This is a genomic window from Corynebacterium confusum (assembly GCF_030408715.1).
GTDB classification, from domain to species: domain Bacteria; phylum Actinomycetota; class Actinomycetes; order Mycobacteriales; family Mycobacteriaceae; genus Corynebacterium; species Corynebacterium confusum.
Genome location: NZ_CP047202.1, coordinates 1,369,854 through 1,383,260 on the forward strand (window position 1 = coordinate 1,369,854; position 13,407 = coordinate 1,383,260).

13 protein-coding genes are annotated in these 13,407 nt (G+C 68.7%); all 13 read right to left on the reverse strand.

The window, feature by feature from the left end:
* Nucleotides 1–4 precede the first annotated feature (4 nt).
* On the reverse strand, nucleotides 5–544 hold the full coding sequence (locus CCONF_RS06395; RefSeq protein WP_290221869.1) for a PH domain-containing protein: 540 nt from the start codon (nucleotides 542–544) through the stop codon (nucleotides 5–7).
* Nucleotides 544–1,065, reverse strand: a complete 522-nt coding sequence (gene ribH, locus CCONF_RS06400) for a 6,7-dimethyl-8-ribityllumazine synthase (RefSeq protein WP_290221871.1) — start codon at nucleotides 1,063–1,065, stop codon at nucleotides 544–546. Before ribH ends, CCONF_RS06395 begins: the two co-directional genes overlap by 1 nt.
* An 87-nt stretch (nucleotides 1,066–1,152) precedes the next feature.
* Entirely contained in the window at nucleotides 1,153–2,439 is a 1,287-nt protein-coding gene (locus tag CCONF_RS06405) for a bifunctional 3,4-dihydroxy-2-butanone-4-phosphate synthase/GTP cyclohydrolase II (protein WP_290221873.1), read from the reverse strand.
* Nucleotides 2,429–3,073 (reverse strand): riboflavin synthase, encoded by a 645-nt coding sequence (locus CCONF_RS06410; RefSeq protein WP_290221875.1) that lies wholly within the window; start codon nucleotides 3,071–3,073, stop codon nucleotides 2,429–2,431. Before CCONF_RS06410 ends, CCONF_RS06405 begins: the two co-directional genes overlap by 11 nt.
* A gap of 83 nt (nucleotides 3,074–3,156) precedes the next feature.
* Entirely contained in the window at nucleotides 3,157–4,209 is a 1,053-nt protein-coding gene (ribD, locus tag CCONF_RS06415) for a bifunctional diaminohydroxyphosphoribosylaminopyrimidine deaminase/5-amino-6-(5-phosphoribosylamino)uracil reductase RibD (RefSeq protein ID WP_290221877.1), read from the reverse strand.
* 102 nt (nucleotides 4,210–4,311) lie between these two features.
* Nucleotides 4,312–4,989 (reverse strand): ribulose-phosphate 3-epimerase, encoded by a 678-nt coding sequence (rpe, locus tag CCONF_RS06420; protein ID WP_290221879.1) that lies wholly within the window; start codon nucleotides 4,987–4,989, stop codon nucleotides 4,312–4,314.
* Between the two features lie 10 nt (nucleotides 4,990–4,999).
* Nucleotides 5,000–6,616, reverse strand: coding sequence for an RsmB/NOP family class I SAM-dependent RNA methyltransferase (locus tag CCONF_RS06425; protein WP_290221881.1), 1,617 nt, complete (start codon nucleotides 6,614–6,616; stop codon nucleotides 5,000–5,002).
* A complete protein-coding gene (gene fmt / locus CCONF_RS06430) occupies nucleotides 6,613–7,584 on the reverse strand; it encodes a methionyl-tRNA formyltransferase (RefSeq protein WP_290221883.1) in 972 nt (323 codons plus the stop codon). Before fmt ends, CCONF_RS06425 begins: the two co-directional genes overlap by 4 nt.
* 122 nt (nucleotides 7,585–7,706) lie before the next feature.
* Nucleotides 7,707–8,237 (reverse strand): peptide deformylase, encoded by a 531-nt coding sequence (gene def, locus CCONF_RS06435; protein WP_290221885.1) that lies wholly within the window; start codon nucleotides 8,235–8,237, stop codon nucleotides 7,707–7,709.
* Nucleotides 8,238–8,272: 35 nt separating this feature from the next.
* Nucleotides 8,273–10,306: a primosomal protein N' gene (locus CCONF_RS06440; protein WP_290221887.1), complete on the reverse strand. Its 2,034-nt coding sequence runs from the start codon at nucleotides 10,304–10,306 to the stop codon at nucleotides 8,273–8,275.
* Between the two features lie 11 nt (nucleotides 10,307–10,317).
* The gene (gene metK / locus CCONF_RS06445; RefSeq protein WP_290221890.1) at nucleotides 10,318–11,547 is read right to left on the reverse strand and encodes a methionine adenosyltransferase; all 1,230 of its coding nucleotides are present in this window, start codon (nucleotides 11,545–11,547) and stop codon (nucleotides 10,318–10,320) included.
* Between the two features lie 128 nt (nucleotides 11,548–11,675).
* On the reverse strand, nucleotides 11,676–12,965 hold the full coding sequence (coaBC, locus tag CCONF_RS06450) for a bifunctional phosphopantothenoylcysteine decarboxylase/phosphopantothenate--cysteine ligase CoaBC (protein ID WP_494337327.1): 1,290 nt from the start codon (nucleotides 12,963–12,965) through the stop codon (nucleotides 11,676–11,678).
* A gap of 123 nt (nucleotides 12,966–13,088) precedes the next feature.
* Complete coding sequence (gene rpoZ, locus CCONF_RS06455) at nucleotides 13,089–13,391, reverse strand: DNA-directed RNA polymerase subunit omega (RefSeq protein ID WP_070768356.1); 303 nt, start codon at nucleotides 13,389–13,391, stop codon at nucleotides 13,089–13,091.
* Between the last annotated feature and the right edge of the window lie 16 nt (nucleotides 13,392–13,407).

Consider the following 13,407-nt stretch of genomic DNA (forward strand, 5'->3'; position numbering starts at 1 on the left):
GCGCCTAATCCTGCGGCATGTAGCGGGCTTCCAGGGCGCGGAATTTGTTGACGGAGTCCATAATGGTGGACTTGTCACCGGCCTGCAGGGCCCACATCGGTACGTATTCGAATTCCGGCAGCTCGAGGTGCGCCATGCGCGCGCCCTCGGGGAAGGACAGGCCGTAGATGACCGCCCACGGGTAGAAGCGGGTGCCCACGATGTTGCGGACCTCTACCCCGTCCTCGTTGGCCCGTACGCGCGGGCGCGTCAGGATGAGCCAGAACAGGATGGACAGCAGCACGCCCACACCAGGGAAGGCGAACTTGTCAATGGTGGTCACGGTCGCGCCCGTGAACTCGATGTCCAGGGTTAGGCCCATGAAGATGTGGATTGCCATGACCACGATGACGACGATGACCGCCAGCTTGCGCAGGTACGGGGACTTGACCTCGAGCTCCCACGGCTTGTTGCTGGTCAGGGCGAAGGGATCGATGCGGGTATAGGCCAGCAACTCCTCTTCGGACAGTTGTGGCTTCGCCGGCTTGCCAGTGCTGTCAGTCATCAGTGCTCCACTCCTTTGTCTGCGCCCTCATAGTCTACGTCCGTGCTACCGGATTGGTTAATCGCCCGCAGCTTCACAACGGTGTCAAGCGCCGCCACCATGGCCTCGGATCCCTTGTTCTCAGCGGAGCCGGCAAAGCCCGCCCGGTCCACGGCTTGGTCGTGATCGTTGACGGTGAGGATGCCGTTGGCCACCGGCGTGGACTCATCCAGCGCGATCCGGGTCAGCCCCTGCGTGACGGAGTCGCAGACGTAGTCGAAGTGCGGGGTGCCGCCGCGGATGACACAGCCGAGCGCCACCACGGCATCGAAACGCCGCGCCGCGGCCTGGACAGCCACGGGGATCTCCAGCGCCCCGACGACCCGGAAGCCCTCGGCGCTCGCGCCGTTGCGTTCGGCGGCGGCCAGCGCCTCGGCGTGCAACTGATCGCAGATTTCCGCGTTCCAAGTCGCCGTGATAACGGCGACGGAAATCCCGCGCGCATCGACCGAGTCGATCGCCGACAAGCCTTCCTTACTCATTTCGGTACCTCTTTCCGGTCGGTGGTCTTTGTGTCGGTGGTGCTGTCTTAGCGGTGGTGCTGCGCCGTGCGCGGCAGCTGGCACTGCCTAGGAGGTGACGCCGTGCTCGGCGTCCCAGGCGGCGACCTGCGGCAGGTCGTGGCCCATCCGGTCGCGCTTGGTGCGCAAGTATTTGATGTTGTCTGCGTTCGGCGTGACCTCCAGCGGCTGGTGCGCGCTCACGTCGACGCCGAAGCCGGCCAGCCCCTGGCCCTTGTGCGGGTTGTTGGTCAGCAGGCGGGCCGAGACGATGCCCAGATCCCGCAGGATCTGCCCCGCCACGGAGTACTCGCGGGCGTCTTCCGGCAGGCCCTGTTCCAGGTTCGCGTCCACGGTATCCAAGCCCTGGTCCTGGAGCTGGTAGGCCTGCAGCTTGTGGAGTAAGCCGATGCCGCGGCCCTCGTGTCCGCGCAGGTAGATGACCACGCCGCTGCTAGCCTCCTGGATGATTTCCAGCGAGCGGTGCAGCTGCTGGCCGCAGTCGCAGCGCCGGGAGGAAAAGACGTCCCCGGTCAAGCACTCCGAGTGGACGCGCACGGTGACGTTTTCCGCACCGCGCAGCTGCTCTGGGTCGCCCGCGACGAGAGCCACGTGCTCCTGGCCGTCCACCGCGTGGCGGTAGCCGATGGCGGTAAAGCGGCCGTAGTCGGTGGGCAGCTGGGTGTCCACGACGCGCTCGACCTGGTTCTCGTGGCGGCGGCGCCACTGGATGAGCTGCTCGATGGAGATCATCGCTAGGCCGTGCTCGTCGGCAAAGCGGCGCAGCTCCGGCGAGCGCGCCATGTCCGTCGGATCTTCCTCGGAGACGATCTCGCACAGCACGCCAGCCGGGCGCAGGCCCGCCAGGCGGGCCAGGTCGACCGAGGCCTCCGTGTGGCCCTCGCGCTCCAGCACCCCGCCCGGCCGGGCGGCCAGCGGTACCACGTGGCCGGGGCGGGTGAAGTCCTGCGTGGTGGATTCCGGATCCGCCAGGCGACGGATGGTTTCGGCGCGGGAGGTCGCGGAGATGCCCGTGGTGCCGGTGGCGGCGTCGACGGTCACGGTGTAGGCGGTGCCGCGCACGTCCTCGTTGCGCGCGACCATGGGCGGTAAGTTCAGCCGGGCGCAGTCGGCCGGCAGCAGCGGGGCACAGATATAGCCGGAGGAATAGCGCACCATGAAAGCGACCAGCTCCGGGGTGGCCAGCTCGGCGGCGAAGATCAGATCGCCCTCGTTTTCTCGGTCCTCGTTATCAACCACGACGACGGGCTTGCCGGCCGCGATCTCCGCGATGGCGGTCTCCACCGAATCCAGCCGCACGCTACCCGCGGCCGTCTGCTGCTCCTCAACGCTCATAGTGCTCAACCTTAGTCGGGTCGACAGCGCCGCCGGCCTTCGGGTAGGACAGCATATTTTCCACGTATTTTGCCAGGATATCGACTTCCAGGTTCACCACGTCGCCGGGCGCTAGGTCGCCGTGGGTGGTATCCCGTAGGGTCACCGGGATGAGCGAGACCTCGAACCAGTCCTCGCCGCGGGCGCTGACGGTCAGCGAGGTGCCGTTGATGGCGATGGAGCCCTTCTCCACCACGTAGCGCGCCAGCTGCTCCGGCAGCTCGAAGCGCAGGACCTCCCAGTGTTCCGAGGGCGTGCGCTCGACCAGGCGGCTGGTGCCGTCGACGTGGCCTTGCACGATATGGCCGCCCAGCCGCGCCGCCGCCGCCAGGGCCCGCTCCAGGTTCACCCGGTCGCCAACGCCGAGCTGGCCCAGCGCACTGCGGCTCAGGGATTCCTGCATCACGTCCGCGGCAAAGCCGGTGCGGTCCGCGGTGAGCTCCGCCACGGTCAGGCACACGCCGTTGACGGCGATCGAATCCCCCAAGCCCGCGTCCTGGACCACGTGCGGGGCGCGAACCCACAGCCGGATGGAATCCCCCAGCTGCTCGAGGGACTCGACTGCCCCAGTCTCTTCAATCAAGCCGGTAAACACTTCTGGTGCGTATCTCCTTCGCCGTGCTCTGCGGCGCTCACGGCGTCTGCGTCTTCGTTCGTTCTAAAAGGTATTCAGTTGTGCTAGAGCTTCATGCTCTCCAACGCCGCGTCGCTGGTGACGTATTCCACCAGGACGTCTTCGCCCAGCTGGCGGGTACCCAGGTGGTGGAAGCGCGGGGCGTCCGCCAGGGTGTCGACCAGCGGGTGGGCCAGGATGCCGAGCCCCTCGCCCAGCAGCACCGGCGAAATATAGGCGTTGATGGCGTCCACGTAGCCGCCGTAGAACAGGGCGCTGGCCAGCCCGGCCCCGCCCTCGACGAGCACGTCGCGCACCCCGTCGTCATACATTTCATCCATGGCCTCTTCGAGGTCGCCGTACTGGGTATAACCCAGCTCCCGGAGGTTGGTCGACGCCGGGCCCGCGGCGCGCAGATCGCGCTTGCCGATGACCACGCGTCGCGGCTGGTTCTCGTAGAGGCTGCCGTCGGCCCGCCGCGCGGTCAGCGAGGGGTTATCCGCGAGTGCCGTGCCGGTGCCGACCACGATCGCGTCGCGGTGAGCGCGATCGCGGTGTGCGTACTCGCGGGCGGCGGTGCCGGTGATCCACTGGCTGGTCCCGTCGGCCGCGGCGGTGTACCCGTCCAGGGTCTGGGCGAATTTCACGGTCACGTGCGGACGCTTCAGGCGCACCGAGGTCAGCCACGAGACCACGGCGTCCCGGGTGCGCAGGGCCGCCGGCACGTCCCGCTTTTCGACCTCGATGCCGTGCTGGCGCAGGGCCTCGGCGCCGCCGGCCGCGCCGGTGGGATCCGCGTGCAGGTAGATAACGCGCGCCACCCGGGCATCGATAAGCGCCTGCGCGCACGGGCCGGTGCGCCCAGTGTGGTTGCACGGCTCCAGGGTCACGACCACGGTGCTGCCGGCCGCGGCCTCGCCCGCCGCGCGTAAGGCCACGACCTCCGCGTGGTCACTGCCGGCCGGCTGCGTGGCTCCCTCGCCGACGATTTCGCCGTTCGCGCCGAGCACGACCGCGCCCACCGGCGGGTTCGGGCTGGTCGTCCCCCTCACGCCGGCGCCCAATTCGATTGCTCGTTCAATGGCGCGGCCGATGCCCGCTGCGAGTCCTTCTGGCATGCGATTCCTTTCCAAAAAGTCTGTGTTCTTCGCCTTTTTGCGGCCCAGCCCGGCGGCTGCGTGCGTGGTAGATGAATGGGTACGCGGTAGGTGGCTGTCTTACTAAGAGGCGGCGGCTTGGGTGGCGGCCGCACGCAGGTCGTCGACGGCTTGGCCCGGGTCGGCGTGCTTGAAGACGGCGGAGCCGGCCACGAAGGCATCAACCCCGGCCGCGGCGGCCTCCGAGATGGTCGTGGCGTCGATGCCGCCGTCTATCTCGATGAGGGTCACCAGGCCGCGCTCGTCGATAGCCGCGCGGAGCGCACGGGCCTTGTCCAGCATTTCCGGCATGAACTTCTGGCCGCCGAAGCCGGGCTCAACGCTCATGACCAGGACCAGGTCGATATCCTCCAAGATCTCCAGCCAGGGTTCGATGGGAGTGTCCGGCTTGATGGAAATTCCGGCCATTACCCCCTGGCTGCGCAGATCGCGGGCCAGCTCCACCACGGCGGCCGTGCTCTCCATGGCCTCGACGTGGAAGATCACGCAATCGGCGCCGGCCTCGATATAGGTCTGCGCCCACTTCTCGGGGTGCTCGATCATCAGGTGCACGTCCAGGTGCTGGCCGGTCAGGCCGTTGACCGTGGAGGTGATACCCGGGCCAAAGGACAGGTTGGGGACGAAGTGGCCATCCATGATGTCCACGTGGATCCAATCCGCGTTGGAAATAGCGGCGATCTGCTGGCCGAGCCGCGAGAAATCCGCGGCCAGGATGGACGGCGAAATGATCGGTGCTGACATGTCTACTATCCTACGTGTCCTTGCGGCGCAGGGCCGCGAAGAACATCGCGTCCGTGCCGTGCCGGTGCGGCCACATCTGGACCGATTTTTCCTCGCCCACGTCGGTCATTGCCTCCGGCAGGAGCGCGTGCGCGTCCTCCTCCACGGCGCCCAGCTGCGCGACGGCCTTGTCCACGATTGAGCGCGTCTCGCGCAAATCCGGCGAGCACGTCGAATAAATAAGGATGCCGCCCGGACGGAGCAGCTCCAGCCCGGAGCGCAGCAGCTCGAACTGCAGGCGGCTCAGCTCGGCCAGGTCGGCCTCCTCCTTGCGCCAGCGGGCCTCTGGGCGGCGGCGCAGGGCGCCCAACCCGGAGCACGGCGCGTCCACGAGCACGCGGTCGTAGCCGGGTTCGAGGCCCGGATCGCGGCCGTCGGCGACGTGGACCCGCACCGGCAGGTCCCCGGCGGTGCGGTCGATGAGCTTGGCGCGGTGCTCGCTGACCTCGACAGCGTCCACCTTCGCGCCCTCGATGCGCGCGAGCGCGCCCATGAGCGCCGCCTTGCCGCCCGGGCCGGCGCACAGGTCCAGCCAACGGCCGTGATCCTCCCCGCTGACCTCGGCCTCGACGACGGCCCGGGCGATGAGCTGGGAACCCTCGTCCTGGACGGCGGCCATGCGCTCCTTCACCGGCTCCAGGTCCGCCGGGTCGCCGTGTTCCAAGTAGACCGCGTAGGGCGAGTAGCGCCCCTGCTCGCAACCGGTCATCAGCGCGAGTTCTTCGGCGGTGATTTCGCCGGGGCGCGCCACCAGGTGCACCACGGGGCGCTCGGAGTCCGCGGCTAGCGCGGCAGGCAGCTCCTCGCGTCCGACCACGCAGGCGAAGGAACGGGCGATCCACTCCGGGTGGGCGTGCTCGAAGGCCAGGCGGGCGACCTCGTCGTCTGGGGCCAGCAGGTTGATCCAGTCCTCGCGGCCGCGGCGGGTCACCGAGCGCATGATGCCGTTGGCAAAGCCCTTGGCCTTGGTCTTCCCTGCCGCCTCGACCAGACGCACGGTGGTATCCACCGCGGCGTGATCCTCGACCCGGGTGTAGAGCACCTGGTAGACGCCCATGCGCAGGGCGTCGAGCACGGCCGGCGCTATCGCCGACAGCTCGCGGCTCGAGCACCGCGCGATAACCGCGTCTACCACGCCCTCGGCGCGTAGGGTGCCGTAGGCAATCTCGGTGGCAAAGGCGGCGTCGCGGCCGCTGAGGTTGTGCTCCCGCAGCGCCCGCGGCAGGATGAGGTTCGCGAAAGCGCCCTCCTGGTGCACGCGCTGCAGAGTCTCCAGCGCCACCGCGCGCGGCAAGTCCAGGCCGGCCTGCTTCGCGGCCTGCGCCAGGGAGGCCGCCTGCGCGCGCTCGTTCAGGCGCTGCCCGCTGTTGGCCCGCCCGGGACGACGGGACGAGCCGGCGTTGGCGTCGCCGCGTCCCTGCCGGTGGCCGCGGTTGTCTCGGTTATCGCGGAAATTCTTCCCGCCGCGGGAATTGCGCCCGCCGCCCTGGCCTCGATTATGCGCGCCACGACTCTGGCCGGCTCCCTGGGTGGGCTTGTTCTTCGGCTTGTCTCCCGACTTCGAGCGGGAACGGAAACCACCACTCATTCGAAGACCACCTTCCCATCGTTCTGGTTCAGGCCCCGGGCCCAGGCCGCGGCCTCCATCATCTTCTTTCCCGGCGGCTGGATGTTGCCCAGCTGCACCACGCCGCTACCGGTGCCGACGAAGACGGCGTCCTTGGCCACGTGCAGCTCGCCCGGCTGCAGCTGTTCCAGCTGGTCACTGTCCGGGCGGGCGTCGCCGTCCAGGCGGACGGGTGTCAGCGGCCCCAGCTTGACGCGCTTGTAGCCCCACAGCGTCCACGCGCCCGGGGCCGGGGTGTGAGCGCGCACGGTGCGGTCGATGGCAAAGGCCGGGTCCTGCCAGCAAATGCGGGCATCGTCCTTGGAGATCTTGGCGGCGTAGGTCGCCTCCCCCTCCTGGGCGCGCGGCGCGGCCTCGCCGCTGTCCAACAGGTCCATCGTGGCCACCAGCAGGTCGCCGCCGGTATAGGCCAGCCGGGTCAGCAGATCATCGGCGGTGTCGGTGGGCTGGATTTCCTCCGTGACGGTGCCGAGAATCTCGCCGGTATCCAGCCCCTCGTCGATCCGGAAGGTCGTCACCCCCGTGATGTCGTCCCCGGCCGCGATGGCGGCCTGGACCGGCGCCGCGCCCCGCCAGGCGGGCAGGAGGGAAAAGTGCAGGTTGACCCAGCCGTGCGGGGCCACGCCCAGCAGGTCCGGGGTGATCAGGTTGCCGTAGGCCACGACCGGGATGGCCGCGGGAGCCAGCTCGATGAGCCGGCGGCGCAGCTCCTGACCGTCCTCGGTGCCCGGCTTCAGGGTCGTGGGCGTGAGTACCTCAATGCCGTGGCTTTCCGCGCAGGCCTTGACCGGGCTGGGGTGCAGGCTCCGCCCGCGCCCGCGGCGCGCGTCCGGCCGCGTGATAACGGCTACGACCTCGTGCTCCGATGCAATGAGCTTTTCTAAGGCAACCACTGCCGGCTCTGGTGTCCCGGCAAAAACAATTCGCATGACGGTTAGGCCCTCGTCCTTCCCAATTGACCTCTCGCTCCCCGCTTCCCGCGGCCTGACCGGGAGACCCGGTTAACCTTTGCGTTCAGCGTTGTCTCCCTCATGATACGGATCCGCTCTCACTATCGGTTAAACCAGTCCGCGGAGCGAATGGCCACCATCGCCTCCCGGCGTTCCTCGGTGCTCAGGTGCGCCAAGAACAACACCCCATCCAGGTGATCGGACTCGTGCTGGATGCAGCGGGCTAGCAACCCGCCGGCGAGCAGAGATACCCGCCGGCCCCACTCGTCCGAGCCGCTGACTACCACCCGCTCGTGGCGCGGCACGGTGCCGGGCACCCCGGGGATGGACAGGCAGCCTTCGCGCCCGGGCACCAGTGGTGCGGCTTGCCCGTCGGCGCCGCGGCCCACCGGGGACCAAGAAGGATTGACCAGCACGCCGCGGCGGCGCCCGCCGCCATCCGGGCAGTCGTAGACGAAGACCCGCTGGGTCACGCCCACCTGGTTGGCGGCCAGCCCGACGCCGCCGGCATCATCCATGGTTTCGAGCATGTCCCGGGCCAGCGTGCGTAGCCCCGGGCCGAAGGTGGTCACCGCGTCCGCCGCGGTGTTGAGCACGGGATCGCCGAAGAGGCGGATCTGTCGCAACGTCATGGTCGTTGTCCCTTTCTGGCGGCTAACACGCCGCTTTAGCCGATATGGATCGGATCTACCTGAATCCGCAGGGGCGCGTCATCCTTACGGGAGGTGCGCGCCGCGTTCGCCTGCCGCAAGGCGCGGCCGAGCTCGGAGCGCGGCCCCAACGGCGTGCGCACGAGGACCCGCTGCGGCGCGCCCAGGCGCTGTTCATCGTAGTCGCCGGGCAGTTTCAGCCCCGGCGGCAGCGGAACCGGGCCGAGGATCTCCGCGTTCGCGGGCAGCTCCGCTAGCTCCAGGAAGCCGTCCAGGGCGGCGTCCGGGCCGTCGATAGCGGCCATGTGCACCGCCGGCGGGAAGCGGACCTCGCGCCGGCTCAACAGCTCCGCGTGGGCAGCGGCCGCGAAGTCCCACTCGGCCAGGTACTGCACCAGGGGCAGGTCCGGGTCGGCGGCGACGATGACCTCTCCGCCTTGGCCGGCCGGGGCGGCCAGGCGGGCGGCCCGGGCCCACTTGGCCAAGGTATCCTCGCCGGCGCGCAGGTCCTGGCGGTTGAGCAGCGCGCCCGCGTCCATCAAGATGACCGCCCCATAAGCGCCGCCACGCACGGGTGGCTCCGCCCCGGGGGTCGCGACCACCAGCTGCGGGGCGTGTTCGATCTCCTCGATGACGCGGTTGCCGCCGGAGACCTTGACGCGTACCGAGGGGAAGGCGCGGCCGAATTCCTCGGCGGTGCGCTCCTGCCCCAGCACGATGGCGCGCAGCCGGGGCGAACCGCATTCGCTGCAGCGGTGATGCGCGGCGATTTTACCGCACCACCGGCAGGTCGGAGCGGAGGGCTGCCCCGACCTGCCAGAGCCCTCCTCCGGCGGCAGGCCAATGGGCCCGTTGCAATGCCGGCAGCGGGCCGGCGCGCGGCAATTCCCACAGGCTAGAATCGGCATGTAGCCGGCCCGCGGGGACTGCACCAGGACGGGCTCTCCGCGGTCCAGCGCGCGGGCCATCGCCTGATAGGCCGGGCCCTGCAGCCGGGTGGTCCCGCCCTCCGTGTTGCGGGATAGGTCGATGCCGTAGGTGCCGACGGGCAGCACCGCCGGCATCCGGGCGCGCAGGGTGGCCGGATCCGGCACGAGATCGTGCATCCAGCCGGACTCGACCAGCAGCTGGGCCTCCGCGGTGCGGGAAAACCCGGCGACAATGAGGGAGGCGGATTCCTGGGCGGCGCGGGTGCTTAAGACCTCGCGGGTGTGGGCGTAGGGCTTGACGTTATCGACCAGGTTGTCGTTGCCATCGTCGACCACGACTGCCAGGCGCAGCCCCTTCACCGGGGCGAAGGCAGCTGAACGGGTGCCCAGCACGATCCGGGCTTGCCCCTGAGCCGCGGAAAGGAAGCGCCGGTAGCGCGCCTGCGGGCCCAGGCTGTTGGACAGCACGGTGATCTGCTTGGCGGAGACGTAGTCGCGCAGGCTGTGCTCCAGCTCGTCGAGCTGGCGCTGGGTGGGCACGACCAGCAGCACGGCCCCGCCGTCGATGGCGACCTTGGCACTCAAGGCCGCCAGCGGGCGGTGCCACTCGTTACCGGGGGCCATCTGCCAGGCAGCGCGGGCGGGGTTGCCGCTTAAGACGTAGTCAACGAAGGACTGCCCGTGGACATAGCCGGCCCAGTCGGACAGGTCCGGTTCCGTGGTCGAACCGAGCTCCTCCCAGGGCGTGGAGAAGTCCGCCTCTTCGGCCTTGGCGTGCCGCGGCGGCAGGGCCGAGCGGATGATGTCAGAGCGCACCCCGCCGTAGCGGTCGGCGAGGGATTTGACCAGCGCGGCCAGCTGCGGCGGGTAGACCACGAAACCCGAGATGACCCGTTCGATAAAGCGCAGCTCGCCGCTAAACTCCGGGCTCGGCTCGCGGCTGAGCACGAGGGCGTCGCACAGGCGGCCGGCGAAGCGGATGCGCACGCGCACCCCGGGCTGCGCGGCCGCCGAGTCGGCCTCGCTAACGTAGTAGTCGAAGCCGCGGTCCAAGTGGGAGATGCCCAATAAAGGCAACACCCGCGCCACCGGTTTGGTGGCAGCGGGTGTCTTGGGAGGCATAGGCCCCGATTCTACAGCCCGGCGGCAGCGCGCAGGGCGGCGGCCCGTTCGGTCGACTCCCAGGGCAGGTCAACGTCAGTGCGCCCGAAGTGGCCGTAGGCGGCCGTCTGGCGGTAGATGGGCCGCAGCAGGTCCAGGTCGCGGATGATGGCGGCCGGGCGGAGGTCGAAGACCTCGTTGACGGCAGCCTGGATGGCGCCGTCGGTCAGGTCGCCGTGGGCGGTGCCGAAGGTCTCCACGTACAGGCCCACGGGCTTGGCGCGGCCGATGGCGTAGGCCACCTGCACCTCGGCCTTATCCGCCAGGCCGGCGGCCACGATGTTCTTGGCCACCCAGCGCATGGCGTAGGCCGCCGAGCGGTCGACCTTCGATGGGTCCTTGCCGGAGAAGGCGCCGCCGCCGTGGCGGGCCATGCCGCCGTAGGTGTCGACGATGATCTTGCGGCCGGTCAAACCGGCATCCCCCATCGGTCCACCCAGGATGAACGAGCCGGACGGGTTGACCAGCAGCGTGGTGCACTCCGAGTCGTAGAAATGGGCCAGGCCGGCGTCCTTGATGACCCACTCCACCACGTGGGTGCGCAGCTGCTCGGCCAGCTCCTCCTGGGTAATTTCCTCATCGTGCTGGGTGGAAATGACGATGGTGTCCAGGTGCTTCGGGTTGCCGGCGTCGTCGTAAGCGAAGGTGACCTGGGTCTTGCCGTCCGGGCGCAGGTGGTCGACGATGCCCTCCTTGCGGACCTGGGTCAGGCGGCGGGCCAGGCGGTGGGCCAGGGCGATGGACAGCGGCATGTACTCGTCGGTCTCGTTGGTGGCGTAGCCGAACATCAGGCCCTGGTCGCCGGCGCCGGCTTGGTCGTCGGCCTCGAATTCGTCGCCGGAGCGGACCTCGGTGGACGAGTCAACGCCGGCGCCGATTTCGGCGGACTGCTCGCCGATGGCGACGTTGACGCCGCAGGTGTTCCCGTCGAAGCCGACGTCGGAGGAGGTAAAACCGATCTCCGTCAGGGTGGAGCGCACCAGCTGCGGGATTTCCACGTAAGTGGAGGTGCGCACCTCCCCGACCACGTGGACCTGGCCGGTGGTGACCAGAGTTTCGACGGCTACGCGCGCATGCGGATCCCCGTCCAGCATGGCGTCCAGGATGGCGTCGGAGATGGCATCGCAGATCTTGTCTGGGTGACCTTCGGTTACAGACTCGCTGGTAAATAGGCGGGTCGCCGGGGTGGCGTTTTCTGACACGTATTTATCCTTTTCTACGAACTACATTCTCCAGCTCGACTGACGCATCAAGCTTTAACAATCCCCCACCATAGACCAAGCAGTCTATAAGAGCAACCTAGTCTGTCTGTGGGTAATCAACCTCACGTCTATATCGCGGCGTCCATCACGCGGTCCACTGCTGCCAGGATTTGGGCCGCGACCACCTGCTTTGTCCCATAGGCCACCTCCTGCGGCTCTGCGCCCGGGGTCAGCAGCCAGCCCTGGTTGTCTAGCTGACCAAACACCTTGCCGTGCCCGACTTCGTTGGCCATGAGCACGTCGCAGCCCTTGCGCTTTAGCTTGGCCTGCGCCAGCTCGACGGCGGTGTGGTTTTCGTCGCCGGTCTCCGCCGCGAAGCCGACCAGCACCTGGTGCCCCGGCAGCTCGCCGGCGGCTCGCTTGTCAACCAGCGTCTTCAGGATGTCTGGGTTTTCCACCAGCTCGAGGCGGGACAGGTTAGCGTCATCCGCGCCCTTTTTCATCTTGGATTCGGCCACGGTGGCCGGACGGTAATCGGCCACGGCCGCGGACATGATGACCACGTCGGCGTCCGCGGATTCGGCCAGCATGGCCCCCAGCATGTCCCGCGTCGAGGTCACCCGCACCACGCGGGCACCCGCCGGGACCGGCAGGTCCACTATGTTTCCGGCGACCAGGACGACCTCGGCGCCGCGCTGGCTGGCCAGCTCGGCCAGGGCAAAACCCTGGCGGCCGGAGGAACGATTGCCCAGGTAGCGCACCGGGTCTAGGTCCTCCTGGGTGCCGCCGGCGGAGATGACCACCTTCGTGCCCTGCCAGTCGGCGCTCGGCGCGTAGCCGGCCAGGGTCGTGCGGGTCAGCTCAGCGACCTGCGCGGGCTCCAGCAGGCGGCCGGCACCCGAGTCGGCGCCGGTCAGCCGGCCGTGCGCCGGGTAGAGAACCGTGACGCCGCGGCGGCGCAGGGTGGCCACGTTGTCCCGGGTCGCAGGGTGGTTCCACATCTCCGTGTGCATGGCGGGAGCCACGATCACCGGGCAGGTCGCTACCAAAACAGACGCGGTGAGCAGATCGTCGGCACGCCCGGCGGCCAGCCGCGCGATCAGATCCGCGGTGGCCGGGGCAATAACGATGGCGTCGGCCTGCTGGCCGAGCGCCACGTGCTGCACCTCGTCGACGGCTGTAAAAACCGAGGTGTCCACCGGATGGCCGGACAACGCCTCGAAGGTCGCGGCGCCGACGAATTTCAGCGCGTTCGGGGTCGGGATGACCCGCACGTCCGCGCCGTTTTCCTTCAGGTCGCGCACCAGGTGGCAGGCCTTGTACGCGGCGATGCCCCCGGCCACACCCACCAGGATGCGCGGGGTACGTGCCGCCGGCTGGCGGGCTTCTTGCTGCTCTTGTCCGTTCTGCTCAGTCACAGCACCTCATTGTACGCACCGGGCCCGCTCCCCTGGCGCTCTCCGGTGCCCAGAGCGCGCAAAAACCTCCCGGCGGGGCGGGATGCCCCGTCCGGGAGGTGTGCTACGCGGAACGCGAGTGGCTTAGTTGCCTTCCTCGTGGTCCAGCAAGCCCGCGTCGATCTCACGCAGGGCGATGGACAGCGGCTTTTCGCCAGCTTCCGGGGTGACCAGCGGGCCGACGAACTCGAACACGCTATCACCGTGGTTCTGGTAGTAGCTGTTGATCTGGCGAGCACGCTTCGCGGCGAAGATCACCAGAGCGTACTTCGAAGATACCTTGTCCAGCAGCTCATCGATCGGCGGAGCGGTGATGCCCTCGGGGGCATCGAAGACCGGCTCGGCCTTTACTGCCTCAGCGGTGTCATTGGTGGTCACGTTAGTCACATGCACCTTTTCGTTG